This window comes from Paraburkholderia sp. J12 (assembly GCF_905220215.1).
Classification (GTDB): Bacteria; Pseudomonadota; Gammaproteobacteria; order Burkholderiales; family Burkholderiaceae; genus Paraburkholderia.
In genome coordinates this window covers 87,870-113,699 of sequence record NZ_CAJMZC010000009.1, presented here as the reverse complement: position 1 = coordinate 113,699, position 25,830 = coordinate 87,870, and the positions used below count along the sequence as shown (strand labels likewise).

Genomic DNA, 25,830 nt, shown 5'->3' with positions numbered 1-25,830 from the left:
GTGGGTTTCGAATGCCGCATCAAAGCAGGCGGTATCCAGCACCGGTCGGCAATGCCAGGAACAGCGCGGTCTTTCCTTCGCCCCTCACGGGTCGGTTGCAGGAAAGGCGTCGCGGGGCGGGTGGAGCGTAGCGTCGCGCGCGTACCTGAGCGCAGCTGGCCGCACCTTCACTGGCGGGCAAATCCGCGCGTGCTGCACGCGCTAAAGCGTTGTCGCCGCCATGGCATCGAATCCGCAGGCGGCGCCGTTTTCAGTGCGCCAGCGCCGTAACATCTCCAGTTCAGAACGACAATGGCACTCATCGTACACAAATACGGCGGCACCTCGATGGGCTCGGTCGAGCGCATCAAGAACGTCGCCAGGCGCGTTGCCAAATGGCACAAGGCCGGCCACAAGATGGTCGTCGTGCCCTCGGCGATGTCCGGCGAAACCAACCGTCTGCTCGGTCTCGCGAAAGAGCTTTCGCCCCAGCCGAATCCGCGCGAGCTCGACATGATTGCCTCGACCGGCGAACAGGTCAGCGTCGGCCTCCTGTCGATCGCGCTGCAGGAAGCGGGCGTCGATGCGATCAGCTACACCGGCTGGCAGGTCCCGGTCAAAACGGATAGCTCCTTCACCAAGGCGCGCATCAACGAGATCGATGGCGAGCGCGTGCTGGCCGATCTCGATGCAGGCAAGGTGGTCGTGATCACGGGCTTTCAGGGCATCGACCCCGAAGGCCATATCACGACGCTCGGCCGCGGCGGCTCGGACACGTCGGCGGTCGCGGTGGCCGCGGCGCTCAAGGCCGACGAATGCCTCATCTATACGGACGTGGATGGCGTCTACACGACCGATCCGCGAGTGGTGGACGACGCGCGCCGGCTCGACCGCATCACCTTCGAAGAGATGCTGGAAATGGCCAGCCTCGGCTCGAAAGTGCTGCAGATCCGCTCGGTGGAATTCGCGGGTAAGTATCAGGTGAAGACGCGCGTGCTCTCCAGCCTGACCGACCCGATGATGGACCTCGCGGAGGAAATGAAGTCGGGCACCCTGATTACCTTTGAAGAAGACGACACCATGGAAAAAGCAGTCATTTCGGGTATCGCGTTCCAGCGCGACGAGGCCCGTATTGCCGTGATGGGCGTGCCCGACAAGCCGGGTATCGCGTATCAGATCCTCGGCCCGGTGGCGGACGCGAACATCGATGTCGACATGATCATCCAGAACCAGAGCGTGGCCGGCAAGACCGACTTCACGTTCACGGTGCCGCGCGGCGACTATCAGCGCGCCATGGAGGTCCTCAACAACCAGGTGAAGGGGCACGTGAACGCCGAACAGGTGCTGGGCGACCCGAAGGTGTCGAAGGTTTCCGTGGTGGGCGTGGGCATGCGTTCGCACGTGGGCGTGGCGAGCAAGATGTTCCGTACGCTCTCGGAAGAGGGCATCAATATCCAGATGATTTCGACCTCCGAAATCAAGATCTCGGTGCTGATCGACGAGAAGTACATGGAACTCGCGGTGCGTGCGCTCCATAAGGCGTTCGATCTCGAACACGCGTAAAGCGTGACGCTCGCGTGACAGGTTTTACCGGTTTGGGGCGCTGTGCGCAGCGGTTATCATGCACTTGCAGAAAAATCTGCAAAAAAACGCGTCTCAAAAATTGACCTGATCGCGCGAACCCGCTATTATCTTGGCTTCGTCGCGCTGCCTCCCTGGCGCGAGCGAAATTTTCGGGAGACGTGGCCGAGAGGTCGAAGGCACTCCCCTGCTAAGGGAGCATCTGGGCCAAAACCTGGATCGAGGGTTCGAATCCCTCCGTCTCCGCCAGAAATGGCGGCGAAACCCCGCAAGTTTTCGGACTTGCGGGGTTTTTGTTTTTTCGGCGGACGTTTGTGCCGGGTTGTGCGGGTTTCGAGCGCGCAATGAAATGTCGAGATAGTCAGGACTGCCTGGCGCTCATGCCCGGACGTTCTAGTGGGCCCGCGGCTTCACGCGGCTGGGCAATGCCGTAGCGCAGTTTCCGCTGCATGGCCGTTGATGACGTTGTTGTCATGCAAACGCTGCAACATCGGACACCGGTGCTGCGCGTGCAATGCTATGCTGCGTCGCGTCGTTCTTCGGGTGCGGTTCGCGTAGCGCCGCTTCATCGTGGGCGTCGCGTTGCGTTGCGATTTCGACGCAGGCTGGCTGTCTACGCCGGCGTCAGTGTAACGAGACGTAACCAGGGTGCATGCGAAGGCGGTTTGTGCATCAGTTATTACAAACGTGAAATATGCGGTGCGCGAGGCTGCGTTATATTGCATCCAACAAAATCATTCGCAAAAAGGTGAGTCCATGAAGTTCGCTCGTGTTCTTGCAATGCTCGTCGGGGGCCTGGCCATTGGTGCATCGAGCGCCGCGATGGCGGGCGTGAGCGTTGGCGTCAATATCGGTATCCCGGCCCCGGTTTATGTCGCGCCGGCGCCTGTCTATGCGCCGCCGCCGCCTCCGCCGGTGGTCTATCAGCCCGCGCCGGTTTATGCCGCGCCGGCGATCTACATCGGCTGGCATGGCGACCGCTACTGGGACGGTCGTCGCTACTGGAACCGTGGCGACTGGAATCGCAATCACGGTGGCCCCGGCTATCACGGCGGCCCGGGCTGGCACGGTGGTCCGCCGCCGGGACATTGGCACTAAGCCGCCGGCGCTGCTGCGCACGCGCAGCGTGCGTAGCAGCAAAAGAAAAGCCGCTCCAGGGAGCGGCTTTTTTGCATCTGCCGTTGCACACGCAACGAGGCGCGTGCTGCGCAGCGTGTGAAGTTCGCGCTTATTCGCCGATTTATTCGCCGATGCCGGCCATGCCGCCCACCACGGCATTGAAGCCCGAGTCGACGTGCACGATTTCGGCGGTCACGCCGCCCGAGAGGTCGGACAGCAGAAACGCGGCCGTGTTGCCGACCTGCTCGATCGTGACGTTGCGATGCAGCGGCGCATTCTGCTCGACGAATTCGAGGATCTTGCCGAAGCTCTTGATGCCGCTTGCCGCGAGCGTCTTGATCGGGCCGGCCGAAATGCCGTTCACGCGCACGCCCTTGCCGCCGAGCGAGACCGCGAGATAGCGTACGCTCGCCTCGAGCGAGGCCTTCGCGAGACCCATCGTGTTGTAGTTCGGAATCGCGCGCTCGGCACCGAGGTAGGTGAGGGTGAGGAGCGAGGCGTTCTCCGACAGCATCGGTTGGGCGGCCTTCGCGAGTGCCGGGAAGCTGTAGGCCGAGATGTCGTGCGCGATGCGGAAGTTCTCGCGCGTCATGCCGTCGAGGAAGTCGCCGGCAATCGCTTCGCGCGGTGCGAAGCCGATCGAGTGGACGAGGCCGTCGAGCGTGCCCCAGTGCTGCTTGAGATCGGCGAAGAGGGCTTCGATCTGCGCGTCGTCGGCGACGTCGCAGGGGAACACGAGGTTGCTGCCGAATTCGGTGGCGAATTCGGTGATGCGGTCCTTGAAGCGGTCGCCGACGTACGTGAACGCCAGTTCCGCGCCTTCGCGTTTGCAGGCCTGCGCAATGCCGTATGCGATCGAACGGTTCGACAGCAGCCCGGTCAGCAGGATGCGTTTGCCAGCGAGGAAGCCCATGGATTCTCCTAATCAGGTCAATGCGACGCGCGCCGCCAAATGCGGCGCGGCGTGGTTTGTTGGGTAGAATTCTCTCACAATTGACACGGCTCACCGGACAAATCCCTCTCCATGACGACAGGAACGCCTGGCAGGGCAACGCGCGCGGGGCGCATGCAGACGGTTGCGGCGCGGCTTGTTGCGTGGGTGCGCGAGCGCGCGCGGCACGGCGCGCTCTATGGCACGGCGTGCGCGCTGATGCTGGCGACCACGCCGTCGGCACACGCGGTATACGCGATCGCACAGTACGGCGAGCCGAAGTATCCGGCCGACTTCCGGCATTTCGACTATGTGAATCCGGATGCGCCCAAGGGCGGCACGCTGGTGCTGGCCAACCCCAACCGCCTCACGAGCTTCGACAAGTTCAATCCGTTCACGCTGCGCGGCAATGCGGCGCCGGGGCTCGGCATGATCTTCGAGAGCCTGACGACGGGCAGCATGGACGAAGTGGCCTCGGCCTACGGGCTACTTGCCGACGACATCCGCATCGCGCCCGACGGCAAGTCGGTGACGTTCCACCTGAATCCGCGCGCGCGTTTCTCGAACGGCGACCCCGTGACGGCCGCCGACGTCAAGTTCTCGCTCGACACGTTGAAGAGCCCGCAGTCCGCACCTTCGATGCAGGCCTACTTCAGTGACGTTTTGCGCGCGGTCGTGGTCGATCCCGCGACGATCCGCTTCGAGTTTCGCTTGAACAATCGCGAGTTGCCGTTCATCGCGGGCGGCATGCCGGTGTTCTCGCACAAGTGGGGGCTGCGTGCGGACGGCAGCCGCATTCCCTTCGATCAGCTCGCCTTCGAGCAACCGATCGGCAGCGGTCCGTATCGGATCGAGAGCTATTCGAACGGCCGCACGATCTCCTACCGGCTCGATCCGAACTACTGGGGCAAAGACCTGCCGGTGCGCGTGGGCACGAACAATTTCGAGCGCATCACCTACAAGCTCTATTCCGACGATGTCGCGCGCCTCGAGGCGTTCAAGGCTGGCGAGTACGATGCGCTCGTCGAAAACGTCGCGCGCAACTGGGTGCGGCGCGACGTGGGCAAGCGCTTCGATAGCGGCGAGCTCGTCAAGCGCGAGTTTCCCCAGCACAACGGCACGGGCATGCAGGGTTTCGTGCTGAACCTGCGCAAGCCGATGTTTCAGGACGTGCGTGTGCGGCAGGCACTCGACCTCGCGCTCGATTTCCAGTGGCTCAACCGCATGTTGTTCTATAGCCAGTACACGCGGCTCGACAGCTGGTTCGCCAATACGATGTTCCAGGCGAAGGGCTTGCCGTCGACGGGCGAAGTCGCGCTGCTCGATCCGTGGCGCAAGCAGCTCGACCCCGCGGTGTTCGGGCCGCCGCCCGTGCAGCCCGATACCGACCCGCCCGATTCGCTGCGTGCGAACCTGCTCAAGGCGCGGGCGCTTCTCGCCGACGCGGGCTGGACCTACCGTAACGGCGCGCTGCGCAACGCGCAGGGCCAGCCCTTCGTGTTCGAGGTGCTCGACGATAGCGGCGGGGCGTCGCAATGGGCGCCGATCATGGCGCAGTACACGCGTGCGCTCGCGCGCCTCGGGATTCGCGTGGACTATCGCACGGTCGATTTCGCGCTCTATCAGAAGCGCCTCGACGCCTTCGACTTCGACGTGACGACGATCCGCTTTCCCGACGTGCAGGTGCCGGGCACCGAGGAAATCGACCGCTTCAGCAGCAAGGCCGCCGACGAGGCCGGCTCGGGCAATCTGATCGGTTTGAAATCGCCGGCCGTCGATGCGATTCTCAAGGCCCTCGTGCAGGCGCAGACGCTGCAGCAACTGCTCGACGCCTCGCATGCGCTCGACCGGGTGCTGATGCATGGCTACTATGTGGTGCCCCAGTGGTACAGCTCGACGCACCGCGTGGCCTACCGCAACACCCTGGCTTATCCGGCGAAGCTGCCGCTGTACTATGACGCGACGGACTGGATTCTCTCGGCGTGGTGGTTCAAGCCGCAGTCGCAGTCGACCCCGGACCCGCAGCATTGACGGACGCATAGACCATGTGGAGCTACATCGCCAAACGCCTGCTGCTGATGATCCCGACGCTGCTCGGCGTGCTCACGCTGACCTTCGTCGTGATCCAGTTCGTGCCGGGCGGCCCCGTGGAGCAGGCCGCGCGCGAGATGCGCCGCGGCTCGGAGCAGGGCATGCCGTTCGGCATGCGCGCGCATACGGGCGTGGACGCGCAGCAGATCGCGCAACTGAAGGCGCTCTACGGCTTCGACAAGCCGCCGCTGCAGCGCTATTTCCTCATGCTCGACCGCTTCGCTCACTTCGATCTCGGGCAGAGCTATTTTCACCACCAGAGCGTGTGGTCGCTGATCGTCTCGAAGCTGCCGGTGTCGATCAGCATCGGTCTGTGGACCTTCTTTCTCACCTATCTGATATCGGTGCCGTTGGGCATTGCGAAAGCGGTGCGCAACGGCTCGAACTTCGACCTCGTGACGAGCCTGATCGTGCTGTTCGGCTATGCGATTCCCGGTTTCGTGCTGGGCGTGCTGCTGCTCGTGCTGTTCGGCGGCGGCACTTTCCTGCAGATCTTCCCGCTGCGCAACCTCACCTCCGACGACTGGGACACGCTCTCCTGGAGCCGCAAGATTCTCGATTACCTGTGGCACATCACGCTGCCCGTGACGGCTTCGGTGGTGGGCAGCTTCGCGGTGACGACGATGCTCACGAAGAACGCGTTCCTCGACGAGATCCGCAAGCAGTACGTGATGACTGCGCGCGCGAAGGGGCTCTCCGAGCGCACCGTGCTCTGGAAGCACGTGTTCCGCAATGCCATGCTGCCGCTCGTGGTGGGCTTTCCGGCGGCCTTCATCGGCGCGTTCTTCACGGGCAGCCTCTTGATCGAGACGCTCTTTTCGCTCGACGGACTGGGGCTGCTTTCCTACGAGTCGGTGGTGCGGCGCGACTATCCCGTCGTGCTTGGTACGCTCTACCTCTTCACATTGATCGGACTGCTGACGAAGCTTATTTCCGATCTGTGCTACGTGTGGGTCGATCCCCGCATCCAATTCGAACAACTGGAGCGCTGAGTTGAACCGAGCCCGTGCCGGCCTCGAGCCCGAACTGCGCACCGAATCCGTTGCCGCCTTCAAGTCGCCCACGCCCGCGCGGCGCGTGTGGGCGCGTTTCAGGCAGCAGCGGCTCGGCTACTGGAGCCTCATCGTATTCGTCGTCGTATTCGCGGCGAGCCTGGCGGGTCCGCTCTGGTGCAACGACAAGCCGCTCGTCGTACGCTACGACGGGCATCTGTATTTCCCGCTCTTCAAGGCCTATCCGGAGACGACCTTCGGCGGCGACTTCCCGACGCCGGCCGACTATCTCGATCCGTATATTCGCCATCGCTTCGACGCGCCCGGCAATTTCGCGATCTATCCGCCGAACCCGTATTACTACGACACGCTCAACTACTTCTCGAAGGTGCCGAATCCGGCGCCGCCTTCGCGCCGAAACTGGCTGGGCACCGATCAGAGCGGCCTCGACCTGTTCGCGCGGCTGCTCTATGGCTTTCGCGTGTCGGTGGAGTTCGCGCTGGTGCTGACCGCCATCGGCACGCTGCTCGGGGTGCTGGCGGGCGCGGTGCAGGGTTACTTCGGCGGCAAGACCGATATCGTGGGGCAGCGGCTGATCGAAATCTGGAGCGCGATGCCGGAGCTCTATCTGCTCATCATCTTCGCCTCGATCTTCGAGCCGGGCTTCATCCTGCTGCTCGTGCTGCTTTCGCTATTCGGCTGGATCGGCCTGTCCGACTACGTGCGCGCGGAGTTCCTGCGCAATCGCCACCAGGACTACGTGCTCGCCGCGCGCGCGATGGGCCTCTCGAACTGGCAGATCATCTGGCGCCACGTGCTGCCCAACAGCCTCACGCCCGTCATCACCTTCCTGCCGTTTCGCATGAGCGGGTCGATTCTCGCGCTCACGAGCCTCGACTTCCTCGGCCTCGGCGTGCCGCCGCCCACGCCGAGCCTCGGCGAGCTGCTCGCGCAGGGCAAGGCGAATCTCGACGCCTGGTGGATCGCCATGTCCACGTTCGGCGTGCTGGTTCTCACGCTGCTCCTGCTCACGTTCATGGGCGATGCGCTGCGCAATGCGCTCGATACGCGCATTGCCGATGCGATGAAGGCAGGGGGCAACCAGCAATGAGCGCGCTGACGCAAACGGTGGAAACGCCGCTGCTCGCGATCGATCGCCTGTCCGTGCGCTTTGGCGAGACGCTCGCGGTGGACGACGTGTCGCTCTCGATCGGGCGCGGCGAGCGCGTGGCGCTCGTGGGCGAGTCGGGCTCGGGCAAGACCGTGACGGCGCTCGCGGTCTTGCGCTTGCTGCGCGATGCTGAGCTGTCGGGCGCGATCCGCTTCAACGGCGACGATCTGCTCGCGAAGAGCGAGCGGGCGATGCGCGGCCTGCGCGGCAGCGACATCGGCATGATCTTCCAGGAGCCGATGACGGCGCTCAATCCGCTCTATACGGTCGGCGAGCAGATTGCCGAAACGATCGTGGTGCACGACCGCGTGACGAAGAAGGAGGCCTGGGCGCGCGCCGTCGGACTGCTCGAGCGCACGGGTATACCGGAGCCGCAGCGGCGTATCGGCAGCTATGCGCATCAGCTGTCGGGCGGGCAGCGCCAGCGTGTGATGATCGCGATGGCGCTCGCGTGCCGGCCGCGCCTTTTGCTCGCCGACGAACCCACCACGGCGCTCGACGTGACGATTCGCGGCCAGATCGTCGATCTGCTGCTCGAACTGCAGCGCGAGGAGGCCGAAAAGCCCGGCGGCGGCATGGCGGTGCTGCTCATCACGCACGATCTGAATCTCGTGCGCCGCTTCGCGCAGCGGGTTGCGGTGATGGAGCAGGGCAAGCTCGTGGAAGCGGGCAGCGTCGAGCAGATCTTCGAGGCGCCGCAGCATCCGTACACGCAGCGGCTCATCGCGAGCCGGCCCGAACGCCACGTATTGCCGGTGCTGCCGCTCGCCCCCGTGCTGCTGGAAGCGAAGGACGTCATGGTCGATTTCGCGACGAAGCTGCCGGGCTTCACGGGCTGGTGGCGCAAGGGACGATTCCGGGCGGTGAACGATGCGAGCGTTTCGGTGCGGCAGGGCGAGACGCTCGGGATCGTCGGCGAGTCGGGGTCGGGGAAAACGACGCTCGCGATGGCGATGCTGGGCCTGCAACGTATCGCGGGCGGTCAGATCGAGTTCCAGGGGCGGCCGGTTGCGAGCTATCAGGGGCAGGGTAAGCTCGAATTGCGCTCGCATCTGCAGGTGGTCTTTCAGGATCCATTCAGCTCGCTTTCGCCGCGACAGACCATCGAGCGCATTGTCGGCGAAGGGCTCGCGCTGCATCGCCCGGATCTGAGTGGCGAGGAGCGCAGGAAGCGCATCGTTGCCACCTTGCGCGAAGTCGGGCTCGACCGCACGGCGCTGCAGCGTTATCCGCACGAGTTCTCGGGCGGCCAGCGCCAGCGCATTGCCATTGCCCGCACGCTCGTACTCGAGCCGCGCGTGCTTGTCCTCGACGAACCCACCAGCGCGCTCGACGTTTCGATCCAGCAACAGGTGTTGCGTCTGCTGACGGAATTGCAACGCAAATACAACCTGGCCTACGTTTTCATCAGCCACGACCTCGAGGTGATCGGCGCAATGGCGCACCGGGTCGCGGTGATGCAGAACGGCGCGATCGTCGAGGCCGGCGACGTCGCGAAAATATTCGATGACCCAGCGCATCCTTACACGCGAAAGCTATTGAAAGCGGCGCTGGCTTCATGACATTCACCAAACATTCACCAATGATGTGCGTATCGCGATTGTATTTTTCTATTTGTTTTGACACACAAATACTTACTGGCTAGTATCGTCCAAACTTTTCACTAACCCCCTGATTCGCGGGCAATTTCTACCGACCAATGCAGCACCGATACTTGACCCAGGCTTGCACGCGCGTCGTCGCCGGGATGTTCATCGGCGTACTGATGGCCGCGGCTCCCGGCGCGTTCGCCGACGAAGTAAGCAGCTTTAACCAGAATGCCTCATTTTCGCCCAATAGCACGGCTAATTCGGCGAATTCAACGAACTCGCAGCTTCCCCAGGCTTCCCAGATTCCGCAGGCCACTTCGGCCACCGCTCAGAACGCGACCCCCCAGGCGACCCCGGCTGCGGCCGACGGCGGCGCCCGGTCGTTCCTCTCGGGCATGGCCGGCAAGGCCGGCGACGTGGTTGTGGGCGCCCTCAACATGATCGGCGTGCGTTATCGCTGGGGCGGCAACACGCCCGATTCGGGCCTCGACTGCAGCGGTTTCGTGCGCTATGTGTTCCAGGATACGCTGGGTCTTTCGCTGCCGCGCCGTGCCGAGGAAATGAGCCGCGTGGGCGAGAAGGTCAGCATGAGCAACCTCAAGCCGGGCGACCTCGTGTTCTTCAACACGATGCGCCGCACGTTCTCGCACGTCGGCATCTATATTGGCGACAACAAGTTCGTGCACTCGCCGTCCACCGGCAGCACGATCCGTGTTGACGACCTGGACGACGGTTACTGGGAAAAGCGCTTTACGGGTGCCCGCCGGGTCGAGACCTCGTTTACGCCGCAACAGCAGCAGGATCTCAAGCAGCGCGTGAGCGTGCAGCTCAACGGCAATACCGGCGACAACTGATCGCGGCGTCGGGCTTTTCAGGAAAAACCTGCTTCGTCTGAAGCAGGTTTTTTTGTTCCGGGTTGTGTTTTCTTTGCGGGCCGCGCTCGACCCGCGCCTCCTCAAACCGTTGCGACGCGCGCAGCAGCCAGCTTGCGCTCGAGCTCCGGCATCATCTTCGCCACCGCTTCCTCGCCCGCGAGGATTGCCGCGTTGCGCTGGCCGAAATCGCTGCCCGACATGGCGTTCAGGTTCGGGCGGATCACGACGTCGGCGTACTTCTCCAGCTCGTAGGTCTTGATGGTCTGACCCATGATCGTGAAGGTCTGCATCAGCACGTCGAACTGGCTCAGCGTCGACGCGCTTTCCGGGCGCGCGGAGATGTCCACCGCGATCACGAAATCGGCGCCCATCTTGCGTGCGAACGAAGCCGGCACGGGGCTCACGAGGCCGCCGTCGACGTACTCGTGACCCGCGATCTTCACCGGGTCGAAGATCGACGGCAGGCTGCACGACGCGCGCACGGCAATGCCGGTGTTGCCGCGCTGGAACAGGATCGGTTGTCCGCTATGCAGGTCCGTGGCGACGATGCCGAGCGGCTTGGCCATCTTTTCGATCGGCCGGTCGTGCAGCGTGGTGTTCAGGTAGTTCTGCAGCGCGAGCCCGTGCAGGAAGCCGCGGGTGGCGAAGGGCATGGCCCAGTCGCTGATGGAGGCTTCGTCCATCGTCAGCGCGAGCTTGTTGATGGCGAAACCGTTCATCCCCGAAGCGTAGAGCGCAGCCACGACCGAACCCGCGCTCGTTCCCGCGACGAGATCGACCTGGATGTTGCGGGCTTCGAGCGCCTTGATCACGCCGATGTGCGAGAAGCCGCGCGCGGCGCCGCCGCCGAGCGCGAGACCCACGCGGATGGGGCGAGGCGGCCTCGCCACGGGCGGTGGCGGCGCGGTGTTGGCGGTCAACGGCGGGGCGACCTGCGCGGTCTGCGTGCCCGCGGTCGTGCAGGCGGCCAGAACGGTGGAAGCGGCCGCGAGCGAAAAGCTGCGCCGGCTCAGAGAGGGCGATGAGGGCTTCGAGCTGGAATTCAAGCAGGACTTCAAACGGGTTCTCCATCCGGCGTCGCATGGCCGCGAAGTTGCGTGGCGCGATCGTTCGATCGCACGCTGCAAGACGGCCCGCGCACCGCAGTCTTCTAGCGCGGGCGCTGCCTGCTAACCCAGGCAGGCAACCCCATGCTGCGCCGGGCGACGGATGCGGCGCGCCGACATCATAAGACAAAGCCGGGCGGGAATTCGAAACGCGCTTGTAACGCGATGTGTCGGCCGATTTTCGGTGCGAGCGCGGCCGATCCCGGTCCGAACCTGCGCAGGGCCCGAGCCGACCACGCCGGGCCGAACGTGCCGCCGACGGGTATAATCCGGTCTCTATTTTCCCGGTTTTTCCGTTCGCGCCGCGCCGTGTTCCCCTGCATCGCGCACTGTGCGCATGCAGCGCCTGAGGCCGCACTCGCGCCGCGAACGCCGCCTGTCCGGCGCGCACTTCAGCCGCGCGCCGGCATCGCTTTCGAGTAATCGCCCATGACCACGACTCCCGTCCGTACCCGTTTTGCGCCGAGCCCGACCGGCTTCATCCACCTCGGCAACATCCGCTCCGCGCTGTATCCCTGGGCGTTCGCGCGCCACAACAAGGGCACCTTCGTGCTGCGGATCGAGGACACCGACGTCGAGCGTTCGACGTCCGCATCGGTCGACGCGATCCTTGAAGGCATGGCGTGGCTCGACCTCGATTTCGACGAGGGTCCGTTCTATCAGATGCAGCGCATGGACCGCTATCGCGAAGTACTCAGGCAGATGAGCGAGCAGGGCCTCGTGTACCCGTGCTACATGTCCACCGAGGAGCTCGACGCGTTGCGCGAGCGCCAGCGCGCCGCCGGCGAAAAGCCGCGCTACGACGGCACGTGGCGCCCGGAGCCGGGCAAGGTGCTGCCCACGCCGCCCGCCGGCGTCGAGCCGGTGCTGCGCTTTCGCAACCCGCTCACCGGTGTGGTGGCATGGGACGACGCCGTGAAAGGTCGCATCGAGATCTCGAACGAGGAACTCGACGACCTGGTGATCGCACGCCCCGACGGTACGCCGACGTACAACTTCTGCGTCGTGGTGGACGACCTCGACATGAAGATCACGCACGTGATCCGCGGCGACGACCACGTGAACAACACGCCGCGCCAGATCAACATCCTGCGCGCGCTCGGCGGCGAGCCGCCGGTGTACGCGCACCTGCCGACCGTGCTCAACGAGCAGGGCGAAAAGATGAGCAAGCGCCACGGCGCGATGAGCGTGATGGGGTATCGCGACGCAGGTTATCTGCCCGAAGCGGTGCTGAACTATCTCGCGCGGCTCGGCTGGTCGCACGGCGATGCGGAAGTGTTCTCGCGCGAGCAGTTCGTCGAGTGGTTCGATCTGGACCACCTCGGCAAGTCGCCGGCGCAGTACGACCAGGACAAGCTCGACTGGCTCAATAACCACTACTTGAAGGAGGTGGACAACGCGCGTCTGGCCGAACTCTCGAAGCCGTTCTTCGCGGCGCTCGGCATCGACGAGGCGACGCTCGCCGCAGGGCCGGCGCTCGAAGGCGTGGTTGCGCTCTTCAAGGATCGCGCGACGACGATCAAGCACATCGCCGAGAGCGCGCAGATGTTCTACCGCGAGCCGCAGCCCGAAGCCGACGCGCTGGCGCAGCACGTGACCGAAACCGTACGTCCCGCGCTCGCCGAACTTGCCACGACACTCAAGGAAGCGGAGTGGACGAAGGAGGGCATCTCGGCCGCGCTCAAGGCGACGCTGGCCGCGCACAAGCTGAAGATGCCCCAGCTCGCCATGCCCGTGCGTCTCTTCGTGGCGGGCACGACGCATACGCCGGCCATCGATGCGGTGCTCGCGCTGTTCGGTCGCGACGCGGTGGTGGGTCGCATCGAGCAGGGTCTCGCGAAAACGGTGTGATCTTTTTTGAAGATTTTTTGCCCCGGCACTAGCGCCGGGGCAGGAGATCTTGTAGTATTCGGGCTCCGTTGAAAACGGTGCGCGAGCAAGCAGTAACGCTCACGCAGGAGCCGATGGATCCCGCAACGAAGTTTCAAAAAAATTGCGAAAAACGATCCAAAAGCTCTTTACACAAGCGAAATTGCTGTTTATAATCTCGCTTCTGTTCTGCAAGGGGGTATAGCTCAGCTGGGAGAGCGCTTGCATGGCATGCAAGAGGTCAGCGGTTCGATCCCGCTTACCTCCACCAACAGAGCAGAGTAAGAAATTCTTCGCGCAAGCGAGGGTGAAGAAAAAAATTCTTCACAAAGTGCGGTAAAGAAGTTACAATGTCGGACTTCGCAGTTAAGTAGCGCGATTGCGTAAATTTAGCGGCGAAATACGGTAAAAGCGCAGTAAAGTGTAGCAAGGCATTATCTGAAAAGATTATGTCCCCTTCGTCTAGAGGCCTAGGACATCACCCTTTCACGGTGAGTACAGGGGTTCGAATCCCCTAGGGGACGCCAGACATGAGCGTCGTCGATAAAATCGTCATGATTTCGACGAGGCGCCAGGTGGGAATCAGCCGACGCCCATCTGTGTATGTCGAACTGGAGCGGTAGTTCAGTCGGTTAGAATACCGGCCTGTCACGCCGGGGGTCGCGGGTTCGAGTCCCGTCCGCTCCGCCAGATGAAGCCCGTTCAGGCTATAACTTGAGCGGGCTTTTTAGTTAAAGTAGTAAAGGCGTAAGCCTGTGTTGTCCCCTTCGTCTAGAGGCCTAGGACATCACCCTTTCACGGTGAGTACAGGGGTTCGAATCCCCTAGGGGACGCCAAAGACAACAGCGGCGCCAAAGCAGTGTGGCGACGCCGCCAGCGGGAATCGACCGACGCCCGCCGGTGCAAGCAGGACTGGAGCGGTAGTTCAGTCGGTTAGAATACCGGCCTGTCACGCCGGGGGTCGCGGGTTCGAGTCCCGTCCGCTCCGCCAGAAGTACGAAGCCCGCTGGAAATTCCAGCGGGCTTTTTTCATTTCTTTCCCGCCGCCGCACCTGTACGGACAAACTGCCATTGCCGGCACGCGCGCGGTATCGTAGCGTAGTCGAAACCCGGTTTCTGGCCCGCTGCCTCTCATGTTCGCTCCGAACGACATTCCTTCGCGTTTCCAGTTGCGCCACGCCTCCATGGGCGACTTTGAGTTCGCCGAGGCGCTCACGCGCAACAACATGGGCGGTTACTACCGGCGGCATCATCTGGTCTGGCGCGGCGATCTTTTTCTCGCCAGCTATCGCGAATCGGAGAATTTCATTCTCGAACTCGACGCTCAGGCGATAGGCGTGCTGCGCGTAACCGAAGAGGGCGATTCGCTGCACATTCGCGACGTGCAGATCGCCGAAGGCTATCGTGGCCACGGCGCGGGGACTTTCCTGCTCGACATGGCGCATCGTTGGGCGCGCGAGCGCGGCCTGCGCGAACTGCAACTGCGCGTGTTCGTCGATAACCCGGCAGCGCGGCTCTATCTGCGCATGGGTTACCGGGTGGCCGGGCCGAGGCTGGCGAGGCTCGGGTCGATACGCCATATGACGCGCACCGTCTGAACCTCGCACATTTCTGCGCTGTGCAGCCTCGCCGTGCAAGCTATCCGGCGGCTTGCGGGCCGGCTTCGTTGTGCATCTCTTCACCGGCCTGACCCAGCGCCGACTCTTCTTCCTCTGCATCGTCGAACCGATCGCCGCCGCGCGCGATGAACGCGCGCGGGCTTTCGCCGAACGCGCGCCGGAACATCGCCGAAAACGCGCTCTGGCTCTGGTAGCCCAGTTCCTGGGCGACGACGGCCATCGGCCGTCCTTGATTGAGCAGCGGAATCGCGCGCGCGAGGATGGCCTGCTGGCGCCACTGCGAGAAGCTCACGCCCAGCTCCTGCCGAAAGAGCCGCGCGATCGTGCGCGTGCTCGCGCCCACGTGTGCGGCCCAGTATTCGAGCGAGCCCGGGCCGGCAGGATCGGCGAGCAGCGCTTCGCAGAGCGAGCGCAGGCGCTTTTCCTGCGGCATCGGCACGGCGAGTGGCAGCGGCGCCGAGCGGGTGATTTCGTCGAGCGCGAGCGAGGCGAGCAGACGTTCGCGTGAGGCGCCGATGCCGCGTTCGTCGAGTGCGGCGATGGTCTCGCGCAACAGCCCCGAGACTTCGACCACGCGGCAGTCGCCGAGCCCCGGCGGGATCACCGACTGATCCACGTAGAGCGTGCGCAGGAAAGCATCTTCGACGATCGCCACTTCGTGCGTGACGTGCGGCGGAATCCAGATCGCGCGCGAAGGCGGCACCATCCAGGTGGTGCCCGGCGTCGTCATGCGCAGCACTCCGCGCGACGTGTACGCAAGCTGCGCCCAGGCATGCGTGTGCAGCGCGATTCGCACGCCCGCCGCCATGGGGCGCGAGCGCACGCGCACGGGATGCTCGACCATGGGCTCGAACTCGGGCGGGATGTCGACGAATTCCGCAGCAGGCAGCGGCGATGCGGGAACGGAGTAGGGCATGGCAGCGGTCGGATGCGACGTTGAAGGCTCGGGATCATTTTAGGCGCAATCCCTGCGCGCCCGCGCCTGCTGCACGGCGAGCCGCCTGCACGCATCGCTTTGGGGAAGGGCATAATGCTCCGGGTCCGTCATCGCACGAGGAAAACCATCATGACTTTCGCCACCGCCGACCTTTGCGATGCGCACGAAGACCGGCTCGCTGCCGGCACGCTGCGCGTGCTCGATCCGGTGTTTCGCTGGTTCGGCCGCGCGCCGGGTTTCAGCGGCCCCGCGCTGACCCTCAAGGTCTTCGAAGACAATTCGCTCGTGCGCGCCACGCTCGAGACGCCGGGCGAAGGCCGTGTGCTCGTCGTCGATGGCGGCGGCAGCCTGCGCTGTGCTCTCGTGGGCGGCAATCTCGGCCAGTTTGCCCAGAACAACGGCTGGGCGGGCGTGGTGGTGAACGGCTGCGTGCGCGACACGCTCGAACTCAATGCGCTCGACGTGGGTATCGTGGCGCTCGCGACGCATCCCCAGCGCAGCTTCCGGCGCGGCATCGGCGAGCGCGACGTGCCGGTGCGCATGCCTGGCGCGACCGTGCGCACGGGTGACTGGATCTATGCGGACATCGACGGCGTGCTCGTTGCCGACGCGCCGCTCGCGATCTGAACCGGCAATACAGGCAGGAGCAAGCAATCATGAAATACGTGTTCGTGTACGGGACGCTGCGCGCGGGGGAGATCAACGACATCAACCTCGCGGCCGAGCGCTATGCGATCGCCCGGCCGCGCCTCGTGGGCCGCACGACGGTGGCGGGGCGTCTGTTCGATTTCGGCCGCTATCCGGGCATGGTCGCCGATACCGAGGCGTCGGGCGTGGTCGGCGAAGTCTATGAGATCGACGACGCGCTCGTGGCCGTGCTCGACGAGATCGAGCACGTCTACCCGGGGGTGGACGGCCTGTTCGTGTCCGCGCAGGTGAGCGTGGAGGTGGATGGGCAACAGATGGGCTGCCTCTTCTATCCGGTCGCGCACGCGTCGGTTCACGGACGCCCGGAGATTCGCAGCGGCGACTGGATCGCGCATCGCCTCTCGCGCTGAGCGCCTGCTGCGGCTCAACGTGGGCTCACGCAACGCAACGTAAAAAGGCCCGGCGGATTCGCATCCGCCGGGCCTTTGCCGTTCTCAAGCGGCGCTCAGATGAGCATCAGATCTCTTCGTAGAGCGGCAGCGTGAGGAAGTCCACGAAATTCTCCGACGTGGACATCTGTTCGAAGATCTGCGCGGCGCGCTCGTACGGCTTCGTGTCGCCGCCCACCACGGCCTTCACCTTGTCCAGTTCCTGCGGGATCAGTTCGCGCACGAGTTCGGCCGTGACCTTGCGGCCGTCTTCGAGCTTGCCCTTCGGCGAGCGGATCCACTGCCACACCTGCGAGCGCGAGATTTCGGCGGTCGCGGCGTCTTCCATCAGGTTGTGGATCGGCACGCAGCCATTGCCGGCGAGCCACGAACCCAGGTAGTGGATGCCCACGTTGATGTTGTTGCGCAGGCCCGCTTCGGTGATCGGCGCTTCCGGACGGAAGTCGAGCAGATCTTTGCCCGTCACGGCCACGTCGGCGCGCTGCTTGCCGATCTGGTTCGGCTTGTCGCCGAGCACCTTCACGAACTCTTCCATCGCGATGGGCACGAGGCCCGGGTGGGCCACCCAGCCGCCGTCGTAGCCGTCGCCGGCGTCGCGCGCCTTGTCCGAGCGCACGCCGCCCATGGCCTTGTCGTTCGCCGCCGCGTCGTTCTTGATCGGAATGAGCGCGCTCATGCCGCCGATGGCCGGCGCGTTGCGGCGATGGCAGGTCTTGAGCAGTTGCAGCGCGTAGGCGCGCATGAACGGCACGGTCATCGTGATCTGCGCGCGGTCCGCGAGGCAGAAGTCCTTGTCGTTCTTGAACTTCTTGATCGCCGAGAAGATGTAGTCCCAGCGGCCGGCATTCAGGCCCGAGCTGTGTTCGCGCAGCTCATAGAGGATCTCGTCCATTTCGAAGGCGGCGAGGATCGTCTCGACCAGCACCGTCGCGCGGATCGTGCCGCGCGCAATGCCCACGGCTTCCTGGGCGGCGACGAAGATGTCGTTCCACAGGCGCGCTTCGAGATGGCTTTCCATCTTCGGCAGATAGAAGTAGGGGCCGCTGCCGCGTGCGATCAGTTCCTTCGCATTGTGGAAGAGGAAGAGCGCGAAGTCGAAAATGCCGCCCGACACGCGCTTGCCGTCCACCGTCACATGCTTCTCGTCGAGGTGCCAGCCGCGCGGACGCACGATCAGCGTGGCGACCTTGTCGTTCAGCTGATAGCGCTTGCCGTTCTGCTCCAGCGAGATCGTGCGGCGCACGGCGTCCTTGAGGTTGATCTGGCCGACGATCTGGTTTTCCCAGCTCGGCGCGTTCGAATCCTCGAAGTCCGTCATGTAGGAGTCCGCACCGGAATTCAGCGCGTTGATGATCATCTTGCGCTCGACCGGGCCCGTGATTTCCACGCGGCGGCATTCGAGATCCTTCGGCAGCGGCGCGATGGTCCAGTCGGCTTCGCGGATCGACTTCGTGCTTTCGAGGAAATCCGGACGCTCGCCGGCGTCGAGGCGCTTCGTGCGTTCGGCGCGCGCGGCCAGCAGTTCCTGGCGGCGCGGCTCGAAGGCGCGGTGCAGCTTCGCCACGAGTTCGAGGGCCTCGGGGGTGAGGATCGTTTCGAAGCCCGGTTCGATTTGCGCCGAGATCTCCATGCCTTGCGGCAGTTGCAACGTGTTCGCCATGATTGCTCCTTGGTCGGTCAGTTCGTGTAGGTGTGGGTAGTGCGGCGTCCTTGCGGCATCCGCGGATTTCGTCACGCGCCGGGGCTGGGGCGGGCTCGGGCAGGGGTCCGTTCAGGCGGCGCTGCGGTTTCGAGAAAGGCGGCGAGTTCTGCCATGCCGCCGCCGGTGCCGTTGGGTGTCACGCCGAGTTCCTCGGCGGGCAGCCGCTGGCGGTTGATCCAGAAAGTGGTATAGCCGAACCAGCCGGCACCGGCTGCGTCCCAGCCGTTCGATGAAACGAAGACGATATCGCGCGGCGCCGCGTCGAAGGCGGCCGTGCCGAGCGCGTAGGCCGCGGCGGCGGGCTTGTAGGCGCGCACGGCATCGACGGACAGCACGTGATCGAAAAGGCCGGTCATGCCTGCGCTCTTCACGGCGATGTCGAGCATCTGCGGATTGCCGTTCGAGAGTATCGCGAGGCCGAGGCGCGCGCCGTTTTCCTGCGTCTCGTGAAGCGCGCGCAGGCGGCGCAGCACGGGCAGCACGTCGGGAAAGGCCGAGAGGCAGGCGTATTCGTCCATCAGACGCTTTTCGCCTGCGCCCGTCAGGGCGAGATTCAGGCGCCGCGCGGCGTAGCGCAGGGCGTCGAGCGTGACGTCCCAGAACGCGCGATAGCGGGCGCCGGCCGGGTTCGAGAGCGTGCGCAGCTGCGTGTATTCGATCTGCTTGAGCCGCCAGAGCTGCGAGAGCGCTTCGCCCTGGCCGGGGAACATCTGCTCGGCAGCGGCCACGACGGAGTGCACGTCGAACAACGTGCCGTACGCGTCGAAAATCACTGCCTTCGGGAATCGGGGGGCGCCGGGCGTCACGTTATACGTCGCGCTCGGTGTCGTTGTGGCCGACATAGCCTTGCACTCCATTTTCAGAGGTCGGTGTGAATTGTATTCATGAGTTACATCACTGAAAAAGGACGCATTGATCACTTGATCTTTTACTTTTACCCACCTAATCTGACGCTTCAGGCGATTTTTGCCGGCCTTTTTCGTTGTCATTCCTGCGCTGCCCTTTGAATGGACCGCTTTAGACAAATCGAGACCTTCGCCGCCGTGGCGGCCAAAGGCAGCCTTTCGGCGGCCGCCCAGGCAGAAGGGGTCGCACCCGCCATCATCGGACGCCGCATCGACGCGCTCGAAGAACGGCTCGGGGTGAAGCTCTTCGTGCGCACCACGCGCCGCATCACGCTGACGTTCGAAGGTTCGGCCTTCCTCGAGGACTGCCAGCGCATCATCCACGACATGCAGAACGCCGAGGCCAGCGTTTCGGCGGGCGGCGTTAAGGCGAGCGGGCACCTGCGCGTTTCCGCGCCGGCGGGCTTCGGGCGCAAGCACGTCGCGCCGCTCGTGCCCGCGTTCACGGTGGCGCACCCGGACGTCTCGATCACGCTCGACCTCTCCGATCGCCTCGTCGATCTCGTCAACGAGGGCTTCGACTGCGCCGTGCGTCTGGGCGAATTGCCCGACTCGTCGCTCGTCTCGCTCAAGCTCGGCGAGAACCGCCGCGTGTGCGTGGCGTCGCCCCATTACCTGTCGCGCCGCGGCGCGCCCGAAACGCTCGCCGATCTCGCGCGCCACAACTGCCTCGCCCTTGGCGCGAGCAGTGCGAACCAGCAGCGCGGCTGGACCTTCCAGCAGGACGACAAGGTGGTGTCGATCCGCGTGGCGGGCACGATGGAATGTTCGGACGGCGCGGTGCTTCATGAATGGTGCCTCGAAGGCCACGGCCTGGCATGGCGTTCGTGGTGGGAAGTCGGCGAGGACATCGCGGCAGGCCGGCTCGTGAGCGTGCTCGACGCCTTCGCGGCGCCGCCCATCGGCATTCATGCCGTGTTTCCGCAGCGCCGCCATCTGCCGCTGCGCGTGCGCCTCTTTCTCGACTTTCTCAAGCATACGTACGGTCATCCGGGGTACTGGGGCCAGGATTGACGGTTTCGGCCCATGCGCGTTTCCGATATGGGGAGAGACCCGCATGCGTGCCTTGTGCCGGTTTTTCGCGCACTACAATCGACTTGACGGCGGACTTGACGGCGCCGCAGCGCCGACCCGCCGCTACCGGCCACGAACGGAGAGCGCCATGTTCAAGCACATCCTCGTCCCGACCGATGGCTCGGATCTCTCGAAGAAGGCGATCGACGGCGCGATCGACCTCGCGCGCACGGTAGGGGCGCGCGTCACGGCCTACGCGTGCCTGCCGCAATATCCGTACTCGCCGTTCTCCGACGTCGTGATCGAGCCGCCCGGCGATTTCCAGACGCGTAGTGAGCGAGAGGCGCGCACGCATCTGCAGGAAATCGAAGCGGCGGCGCGCAGCGCCGGCGTGAGCTGCGAGAGCCGCACGAGCGTGCATCCTTCGCCGTATCTCGGCATTATCGAAGCCGCCGAAAAAGGGGGCTGCGACGTGATTTTCATGGCTTCGCACGGGCGGCGCGGGCTCGGCAGCCTGCTTATCGGCAGCGAGACGCAGCGCGTCCTCACGCATACGAAGATTCCGGTGATCGTGTACCGCTAGGCTGGCCGCGCTTTCTTTCTTGCCCCGGACGCGGTCCTTCACCCCAGTCGGCGCATGGGCACGCACGGCAGATGCCCATGCGCCTTCCGTGGCTGCGTCCTCGTCAGCTTGTTGTCTCCTCCGGTCTTGGGGACCGTGCGTCCGGCGTTTGACCCGACGATGCAGCGAGCCGGATCGTGTCCAGCGCCTGCGCGGTCCCTGACCTGTCCTCCTGATTCACTCCGCCTGTCGTGGACGCCTGCGGCGCGTGCCGGACGAAACCGGCGGCCGGCGAACCCCGCCAGGGACACGCATACCGGCCGCGGCGCCGTCCGGCGGCGCCGATGCTGCGGGTGGTCTTATGCCAACCTCAAGCCACCTTCTTGTCGAAGAACTGTTCGTCTTCGGTGGAACCGTGCAGGGCGGTCGTCGAAGCGTCGCGCTCGACCGTCTGCGTGACGGCGTCGAAGTAGCCGGTGCCCACTTCGCGCTGGTGCTTGACGGCCGTGAAGCCCTTTTCGGCCGCGGCGAACTCGGCTTGCTGCAGCTCGACGAACGCGCTCATGTTCTGGCGCGCATAACCGTGCGCGAGGTTGAACATCGAGTAGTTGAGCGAGTGGAAGCCCGCGAGCGTGATGAACTGGAACTTGTAGCCCATCGCGCCCAGTTCGCGCTGGAATCTCGCGATCGTCGCGTCGTCCAGGTTCTTCTTCCAGTTGAACGACGGCGAGCAGTTGTACGAGAGCAGCTTGCCCGGGAATTCCTTGTGGATCGCTTCCGCGAACTTCTTTGCGAACTCCAGATCCGGCTTGCCCGTTTCGCACCAGATCATGTCGGCGTACGGCGCGTAGGCGAGGCCGCGCGAGATCGACTGCTCGAGGCCGTTGCGCGTGCGGAAGAAACCTTCCACCGTGCGCTCGCCCGTGAGGAACGGCTTGTCGTTGTCGTCGATGTCCGAGGTGACGAGGTCGGCGGCTTCGGCGTCGGTGCGCGCGAGCAGCACGGTCGGCACGCCGCAGACGTCGGCGGCCAGACGCGCGGCCGTCAGCTTGGCGACGTTCTCGCGCGTCGGCACGAGCACCTTGCCGCCCATGTGGCCGCACTTCTTCACCGAAGCGAGCTGGTCTTCGAAGTGCACGCCCGCGGCGCCCGCTTCGATCATCGCCTTCATCAGTTCGAACGCGTTGAGCACGCCGCCGAAGCCGGCTTCGGCATCGGCTACGATGGGCTGGAAGAAGTCGACGTAGCCTTCGTCGCCCGGGTTCTTGCCCTCGGACCACTGGATCTGGTCGGCGCGCGTGAGCGTGTTGTTGATGCGCTTGACCACCTGCGGCACCGAGTTGGCCGGGTAGAGCGACTGGTCGGGGTACATTTCGCCCGCGAGGTTGGCGTCGCCCGCCACCTGCCAGCCCGACAGATAGATCGCCTTGAGACCCGCCTTCACCTGCTGCATGGCCTGATTGCCCGTGAGCGCGCCGAGTGCGTTGATGAACGGCTCGGTGTTCACGCCCTTCCAGAGCTTTTCCGCGCCGTTCTTCGCGAGCGTGTGCTCGGGCTGGATCGAACCGCGCAGGCGCACCACGTCTTCAGCCGTGTAGTTGCGCTTGATGCCCTTCCAGCGCGGATCGGTTTCCCATTGTTGTTGCAGTTGCTTTGCCTGTTCCTGACGCGTCGACATGATGTGCTCCTTCGTTTGCCTGATTGGTAGAACCGCTGAAAGTCGGCGACTTCGCTGCAACGAATGCCCGGGGTGCGTCTGGGTGCTTCGGGGTGTTTCGTTTCGTGAAGTCTTATATAAGAGTCTAGGCAAATCGATCGGGGTGGGACAGGCGTCCAAGGGTCTTTTTGGTTGATTTTTAGTTTATAAAAATCAATTGCTTATATGTTTTATTTCATGATGAGAAACGCCATTTCCCCTATTGCAATGAGGTTCGTTGTGCCACGCAGCACGATTTTTTACGAGGCAAAAATTTTTTTCATATCGTGAAATCCGCACGGAAATAAAAAAAGACCGGTGACGATGCACCGGTCTTTCGTGTCTTGTCAGGCGCGCGAGGCGGAAATGCCGCCGCCCCGCGCCCTCAACCGCGGGCTGCGATCAGCCCTCGCGACGCACGCGGGGGCCGTCGTTGCGGCGCGCGCCGAAGCCTTCGCGCGAACGGCCGTAACCGTCGCCGCGCGGCTGGCCGTAGCCGCCGCGATTGCCGCCTTCGCCGCGCGAGGCGCCATAGCCTTCGCGCGAACCAGAGCCGCCGTCACGCGATTGGCCGCCGTAGCCGCCACGCGAGCCTTCCGACTTGCCCTGGTAGCCGTTGCCGCCATTGCCGCTGTGGCCACCATTGCCGCCGTTACCGCTGCGGTTGCCATAGCCACCCGGCTTGCCGCCGCCGTTGCCGAAGCGCCGGCCGTTGCCGCCGCCACCATTGCCGCCCGGACGGCCGCGGCCGCCGAAGCCGCGATTCGCGGGCGGGGCCTTGCGCGGCTCGAAGCCTTCGACGACGTTGACCGGCAGCGTCGCACGCACGAAGCGCTCGATGCGCTTGAGTGCGCCTTGCTCGGCGTGATGCACGAGGCTCACGGCGATACCCGAGCGGCCCGCGCGGCCGGTACGGCCGATACGGTGCACGTAGTCTTCGGCGAACTTCGGCAGGTCGTAGTTGAACACGTGCGTGATGCCGGGGATGTCGATGCCGCGCGCGGCGACATCGGTTGCAACCAGCACGCGCACGCGACGCTCGCGCAGTGCACGGATCGTGCGGTTGCGCGCGCCTTGCGGCAGGTCGCCGTGCAGCGCGGCGGTTTCGAAGCCCGCGTCGGCGAGCTTGCCGGCCAGCTGGTCGGCGTCCATCTTGGTGGCCGTGAACACCACGGCCTGGTCGAGCTTTTCGTCGCGCAGCAGGTGGTCGAGCAGGCGATCCTTGTGATCGCGGTCGTCCACGTAATGCACGGTTTGCGCGATGTTCGAGTTCGCCTCGATCTTGCGCGTGATTTCGATACGCTCCGGATCCTTCAGCAGACGGCCGGTGATCGACGCGATCTTGCCGTCGAGCGTGGCCGAGAACAGCATGGTCTGGCGCGACTCGGGCGTCGCGGCGACGATCGTCTCGATGTCGTCGATGAAGCCCATGTCCAGCATGCGGTCGGCTTCGTCGAGGACGAGCATCTTGAGTTCCGAGAGGTCGATGCGGCCGCGCTCGAGGTGGTCGAGCAGACGGCCCGGCGTGGCGACCAGGATCTCGGGGTTCTTCGCGAGCAGCATCAGCTGCTGGCCATAGGCCACGCCGCCGAGGATGCTGACCGTGCGCAGGCGGCGCAGGTGCTGGCCGTAGGTCGACGCGGCGGTGGTCACCTGCATGGCGAGTTCGCGCGTCGGCGTGAGGACGAGGAGGCCGGGGCGCGCGACCGGTTGCGGACGGCGCTGGCGACGGTCGCCCGAAGCGGCTTGCTGGCCCTGCGGACGCGGTTCGCGCGGCTGCGCGGCTTGCGCCTTCTGGATCTGCGCGAAGCGTTCGATCGCGGGCAGCATGAAGGCGGCGGTCTTGCCCGAACCGGTCGGGCTGGAAACGAGGAGATCGCGGCCGGCGATGGCCGCGGGGATGGCGCGTTGCTGCACCGGCGTAGGCGCTTTGTAGCCCGCAGCCGTCAGCGCGGAGACGATCTCCGGCGACAGGCCGAGCGACGCGAACGACGGGCCCTCGGGCGTGCCGGCGTCCTGCGCAGGAGCGTCAGGTGCGGCGTCGAGACCGAGTGCTTCGTTGGCGATCGCGTCGAGGGGGCTTTGGGTAATGCTCGAAGTCATGAAAATCCTTGGAAAACAGGAAATAGAACGTCGGCGCCAATCGGCATACCCAAGTCGTCGGATTTTGCGAACAAATCGAAAAACGGGGGCAACCCGCCACAGCGGCGGATTTTCGTTAGAAGCTGTTTCGGATGCGGCGCACCGGAATTGGCTTTGCCGCCAGCCTGATACATGACAGCCTCTATATGGAAGAGGCCAAGGCAGGAGGGGACAGGTTCTAAACTGGATTGGAGCTTAACGCTGCGAGGCGCCTGGCCGGCCCGGCTCAGCAGGGCTGAGGGGCGCAGAACGTAGCGCAGCGCGCATTGTAGCGCAATTTGCTGCGCTGCGCCAGCGCTGTATGTCAGATTGATTGCACGGCGGCCGTTCGCTGGTTCGAGCGGCGCAGCACGGCGGCCGACGGCTCGCGGCAGGGGTGCGCCGGGCCGCGTGGTCTTCAGCTTGCCGTGCCGCTCTTGAGCGACTCGACCAGCTCGACGTACTGCGTTTTGGCGGTGTCTTGCGCCGTGCCTTGCAGCGAAGCCCAGGCGTCGTACTTGTATTTGCCGACGATATCGGTGAAGCCCGGCTTGTCGCCGTGGACGTCGCCTTCGCTCGCCTGCTTGAAGAGCGCGTAAAGACGCAGCAACGTCAGGTTGCCGGGGCGCTCGGCGAGTTGCTGCACGTCGGTCTGGGCTTGCTCGAACTGGGCGTTGATGTCGCTCATTGTTGTTTCCTCCACTAGTTGATTCGGGAACTGCGTCGGTCGGGAACTGCGTCGGGAACTGCCTCGGGCACTGCGCGCCGATGGTAGCAGCGCACTCCGGGCTGCGGCTGGAGCGATTCCTCCAGAGCCGGCGGGAACTGGAACGGGGGCGGACGCGGCGCCGAAGCCCGGCGCGCAGGTCCGGCT

22 protein-coding genes and 6 tRNA genes are annotated in these 25,830 nt (G+C 64.6%); 19 read left to right on the top strand and 9 right to left on the bottom strand.

Features of this window, described 5'->3' with window-relative positions; translation table 11 throughout:
- Positions 1 to 291: 291 nt before the first annotated feature.
- The 3 genes from U5760_RS19800 (at position 292) to U5760_RS19790 (ending at position 2,658) form a co-directional block, all read left to right on the top strand.
- Entirely contained in the window at positions 292 to 1,542 is a 1,251-nt protein-coding gene (locus U5760_RS19800; RefSeq protein ID WP_322013981.1) for an aspartate kinase, read from the top strand.
- Positions 1,543 to 1,715: 173 nt separating this feature from the next.
- Positions 1,716 to 1,809 (top strand) — tRNA-Ser (locus U5760_RS19795).
- A 507-nt stretch (positions 1,810 to 2,316) separates the two neighbouring features.
- Positions 2,317 to 2,658, top strand: a complete 342-nt coding sequence (locus tag U5760_RS19790; protein WP_322013980.1) for a hypothetical protein — start codon at positions 2,317 to 2,319, stop codon at positions 2,656 to 2,658.
- Between the two features lie 142 nt (positions 2,659 to 2,800).
- Here U5760_RS19790 and fabI read toward each other — a convergent pair whose 3' ends face one another.
- Positions 2,801 to 3,592, bottom strand: a complete 792-nt coding sequence (gene fabI, locus U5760_RS19785) for an enoyl-ACP reductase FabI (RefSeq protein ID WP_322013979.1) — start codon at positions 3,590 to 3,592, stop codon at positions 2,801 to 2,803.
- Between the two features lie 237 nt (positions 3,593 to 3,829).
- On the opposite strand from fabI, the gene U5760_RS19780 reads away from it, so the two are divergent.
- From U5760_RS19780 to U5760_RS19760, 5 genes are all read left to right on the top strand, one after another.
- A complete protein-coding gene (locus tag U5760_RS19780) occupies positions 3,830 to 5,641 on the top strand; it encodes an extracellular solute-binding protein (RefSeq protein WP_415914140.1) in 1,812 nt (603 codons plus the stop codon).
- A 14-nt stretch (positions 5,642 to 5,655) separates the two neighbouring features.
- Positions 5,656 to 6,693, top strand: a complete 1,038-nt coding sequence (locus U5760_RS19775; protein ID WP_322013976.1) for a microcin C ABC transporter permease YejB — start codon at positions 5,656 to 5,658, stop codon at positions 6,691 to 6,693.
- Between the two features lies 1 nt (position 6,694).
- Positions 6,695 to 7,804 carry an ABC transporter permease gene (locus U5760_RS19770; RefSeq protein WP_415914135.1) on the top strand — a complete coding sequence of 370 codons (1,110 nt, stop codon included), beginning with the start codon at positions 6,695 to 6,697 and terminating at the stop codon, positions 7,802 to 7,804.
- The gene (locus U5760_RS19765) at positions 7,801 to 9,426 is read left to right on the top strand and encodes a dipeptide ABC transporter ATP-binding protein (protein ID WP_322013975.1); all 1,626 of its coding nucleotides are present in this window, start codon (positions 7,801 to 7,803) and stop codon (positions 9,424 to 9,426) included. The genes U5760_RS19770 and U5760_RS19765 overlap by 4 nt, the downstream gene beginning before the upstream one ends.
- A gap of 137 nt (positions 9,427 to 9,563) precedes the next feature.
- A complete protein-coding gene (locus tag U5760_RS19760; RefSeq protein WP_322013974.1) occupies positions 9,564 to 10,307 on the top strand; it encodes a C40 family peptidase in 744 nt (247 codons plus the stop codon).
- Positions 10,308 to 10,408: 101 nt separating this feature from the next.
- Here U5760_RS19760 and U5760_RS19755 read toward each other — a convergent pair whose 3' ends face one another.
- Entirely contained in the window at positions 10,409 to 11,374 is a 966-nt protein-coding gene (locus U5760_RS19755) for a patatin-like phospholipase family protein (protein ID WP_322013973.1), read from the bottom strand.
- A 489-nt stretch (positions 11,375 to 11,863) separates the two neighbouring features.
- Here U5760_RS19755 and gltX point away from each other — a divergent pair, with 489 nt between their 5' ends.
- The 7 genes from gltX to U5760_RS19720 all read left to right on the top strand — a co-directional run bounded on the left by gltX (position 11,864) and on the right by U5760_RS19720 (position 14,901).
- Positions 11,864 to 13,285, top strand: a complete 1,422-nt coding sequence (gltX, locus tag U5760_RS19750) for a glutamate--tRNA ligase (RefSeq protein ID WP_322013972.1) — start codon at positions 11,864 to 11,866, stop codon at positions 13,283 to 13,285.
- Positions 13,286 to 13,498: 213 nt separating this feature from the next.
- Positions 13,499 to 13,574 (top strand) — tRNA-Ala (locus U5760_RS19745).
- Between the two features lie 180 nt (positions 13,575 to 13,754).
- Positions 13,755 to 13,830, top strand: a tRNA-Glu gene (locus U5760_RS19740).
- A gap of 86 nt (positions 13,831 to 13,916) precedes the next feature.
- Positions 13,917 to 13,993, top strand: a tRNA-Asp gene (locus tag U5760_RS19735).
- A 70-nt stretch (positions 13,994 to 14,063) separates the two neighbouring features.
- A tRNA-Glu gene (locus U5760_RS19730) sits at positions 14,064 to 14,139 on the top strand.
- Between the two features lie 78 nt (positions 14,140 to 14,217).
- Positions 14,218 to 14,294, top strand: a tRNA-Asp gene (locus U5760_RS19725).
- Positions 14,295 to 14,436: 142 nt separating this feature from the next.
- Positions 14,437 to 14,901 carry a GNAT family N-acetyltransferase gene (locus U5760_RS19720; RefSeq protein ID WP_322013971.1) on the top strand — a complete coding sequence of 155 codons (465 nt, stop codon included), beginning with the start codon at positions 14,437 to 14,439 and terminating at the stop codon, positions 14,899 to 14,901.
- Between the two features lie 40 nt (positions 14,902 to 14,941).
- On the opposite strand, the gene U5760_RS19715 is transcribed toward U5760_RS19720, so the two are convergent.
- A complete protein-coding gene (locus U5760_RS19715; protein WP_322013970.1) occupies positions 14,942 to 15,838 on the bottom strand; it encodes a helix-turn-helix transcriptional regulator in 897 nt (298 codons plus the stop codon).
- Positions 15,839 to 15,988: 150 nt separating this feature from the next.
- On the opposite strand from U5760_RS19715, the gene rraA reads away from it, so the two are divergent.
- Positions 15,989 to 16,486, top strand: a complete 498-nt coding sequence (gene rraA / locus U5760_RS19710; RefSeq protein WP_322013969.1) for a ribonuclease E activity regulator RraA — start codon at positions 15,989 to 15,991, stop codon at positions 16,484 to 16,486.
- Positions 16,487 to 16,515: 29 nt separating this feature from the next.
- Positions 16,516 to 16,917: a gamma-glutamylcyclotransferase family protein gene (locus U5760_RS19705; protein ID WP_322013968.1), complete on the top strand. Its 402-nt coding sequence runs from the start codon at positions 16,516 to 16,518 to the stop codon at positions 16,915 to 16,917.
- Positions 16,918 to 17,023: 106 nt separating this feature from the next.
- On the opposite strand, the gene aceB is transcribed toward U5760_RS19705, so the two are convergent.
- On the bottom strand, positions 17,024 to 18,616 hold the full coding sequence (gene aceB, locus U5760_RS19700) for a malate synthase A (protein ID WP_322013967.1): 1,593 nt from the start codon (positions 18,614 to 18,616) through the stop codon (positions 17,024 to 17,026).
- 71 nt (positions 18,617 to 18,687) lie between these two features.
- Positions 18,688 to 19,500: a haloacid dehalogenase type II gene (locus tag U5760_RS19695; protein ID WP_322013966.1), complete on the bottom strand. Its 813-nt coding sequence runs from the start codon at positions 19,498 to 19,500 to the stop codon at positions 18,688 to 18,690.
- A gap of 165 nt (positions 19,501 to 19,665) precedes the next feature.
- On the opposite strand from U5760_RS19695, the gene U5760_RS19690 reads away from it, so the two are divergent.
- Positions 19,666 to 20,577, top strand: coding sequence for a LysR family transcriptional regulator (locus U5760_RS19690; protein WP_322013965.1), 912 nt, complete (start codon positions 19,666 to 19,668; stop codon positions 20,575 to 20,577).
- A 148-nt stretch (positions 20,578 to 20,725) separates the two neighbouring features.
- Positions 20,726 to 21,160, top strand: coding sequence for a universal stress protein (locus tag U5760_RS19685; RefSeq protein ID WP_322013964.1), 435 nt, complete (start codon positions 20,726 to 20,728; stop codon positions 21,158 to 21,160).
- A 349-nt stretch (positions 21,161 to 21,509) separates the two neighbouring features.
- On the opposite strand, the gene aceA is transcribed toward U5760_RS19685, so the two are convergent.
- From aceA to U5760_RS19665, 4 genes are all read right to left on the bottom strand, one after another.
- A complete protein-coding gene (aceA, locus tag U5760_RS19680) occupies positions 21,510 to 22,817 on the bottom strand; it encodes an isocitrate lyase (protein WP_322013963.1) in 1,308 nt (435 codons plus the stop codon).
- A 420-nt stretch (positions 22,818 to 23,237) separates the two neighbouring features.
- A complete protein-coding gene (locus U5760_RS19675; protein WP_322013962.1) occupies positions 23,238 to 24,938 on the bottom strand; it encodes a DEAD/DEAH box helicase in 1,701 nt (566 codons plus the stop codon).
- Positions 24,935 to 25,111: a hypothetical protein gene (locus U5760_RS19670; protein WP_322013961.1), complete on the bottom strand. Its 177-nt coding sequence runs from the start codon at positions 25,109 to 25,111 to the stop codon at positions 24,935 to 24,937. Before U5760_RS19670 ends, U5760_RS19675 begins: the two co-directional genes overlap by 4 nt.
- Positions 25,112 to 25,374: 263 nt before the next feature.
- On the bottom strand, positions 25,375 to 25,644 hold the full coding sequence (locus U5760_RS19665) for an acyl-CoA-binding protein (protein WP_322013960.1): 270 nt from the start codon (positions 25,642 to 25,644) through the stop codon (positions 25,375 to 25,377).
- Positions 25,645 to 25,830 lie beyond the last annotated feature (186 nt).

Coding starts and splice junctions, on each gene's coding strand:
- gltX (WP_322013972.1), top strand. CDS start 11,864: ATGACCACGACTCCCGTCCGTACCCGTTTTGCGCCGAGCCCGACCGGC.
- U5760_RS19715 (WP_322013970.1), bottom strand. CDS start 15,838: ATGCCCTACTCCGTTCCCGCATCGCCGCTGCCTGCTGCGGAATTCGTC.
- U5760_RS19775 (WP_322013976.1), top strand. CDS start 5,656: ATGTGGAGCTACATCGCCAAACGCCTGCTGCTGATGATCCCGACGCTG.
- U5760_RS19665 (WP_322013960.1), bottom strand. CDS start 25,644: ATGAGCGACATCAACGCCCAGTTCGAGCAAGCCCAGACCGACGTGCAG.
- U5760_RS19790 (WP_322013980.1), top strand. CDS start 2,317: ATGAAGTTCGCTCGTGTTCTTGCAATGCTCGTCGGGGGCCTGGCCATT.
- rraA (WP_322013969.1), top strand. CDS start 15,989: ATGACTTTCGCCACCGCCGACCTTTGCGATGCGCACGAAGACCGGCTC.
- U5760_RS19670 (WP_322013961.1), bottom strand. CDS start 25,111: ATGTATCAGGCTGGCGGCAAAGCCAATTCCGGTGCGCCGCATCCGAAA.
- U5760_RS19685 (WP_322013964.1), top strand. CDS start 20,726: ATGTTCAAGCACATCCTCGTCCCGACCGATGGCTCGGATCTCTCGAAG.
- aceA (WP_322013963.1), bottom strand. CDS start 22,817: ATGTCGACGCGTCAGGAACAGGCAAAGCAACTGCAACAACAATGGGAA.
- aceB (WP_322013967.1), bottom strand. CDS start 18,616: ATGGCGAACACGTTGCAACTGCCGCAAGGCATGGAGATCTCGGCGCAA.
- fabI (WP_322013979.1), bottom strand. CDS start 3,592: ATGGGCTTCCTCGCTGGCAAACGCATCCTGCTGACCGGGCTGCTGTCG.
- U5760_RS19760 (WP_322013974.1), top strand. CDS start 9,564: ATGCAGCACCGATACTTGACCCAGGCTTGCACGCGCGTCGTCGCCGGG.
- U5760_RS19705 (WP_322013968.1), top strand. CDS start 16,516: ATGAAATACGTGTTCGTGTACGGGACGCTGCGCGCGGGGGAGATCAAC.
- U5760_RS19765 (WP_322013975.1), top strand. CDS start 7,801: ATGAGCGCGCTGACGCAAACGGTGGAAACGCCGCTGCTCGCGATCGAT.
- U5760_RS19800 (WP_322013981.1), top strand. CDS start 292: ATGGCACTCATCGTACACAAATACGGCGGCACCTCGATGGGCTCGGTC.
- U5760_RS19690 (WP_322013965.1), top strand. CDS start 19,666: ATGGACCGCTTTAGACAAATCGAGACCTTCGCCGCCGTGGCGGCCAAA.
- U5760_RS19720 (WP_322013971.1), top strand. CDS start 14,437: ATGTTCGCTCCGAACGACATTCCTTCGCGTTTCCAGTTGCGCCACGCC.
- U5760_RS19695 (WP_322013966.1), bottom strand. CDS start 19,500: ATGTCGGCCACAACGACACCGAGCGCGACGTATAACGTGACGCCCGGC.
- U5760_RS19780 (WP_415914140.1), top strand. CDS start 3,830: ATGCTGGCGACCACGCCGTCGGCACACGCGGTATACGCGATCGCACAG.
- U5760_RS19675 (WP_322013962.1), bottom strand. CDS start 24,938: ATGACTTCGAGCATTACCCAAAGCCCCCTCGACGCGATCGCCAACGAA.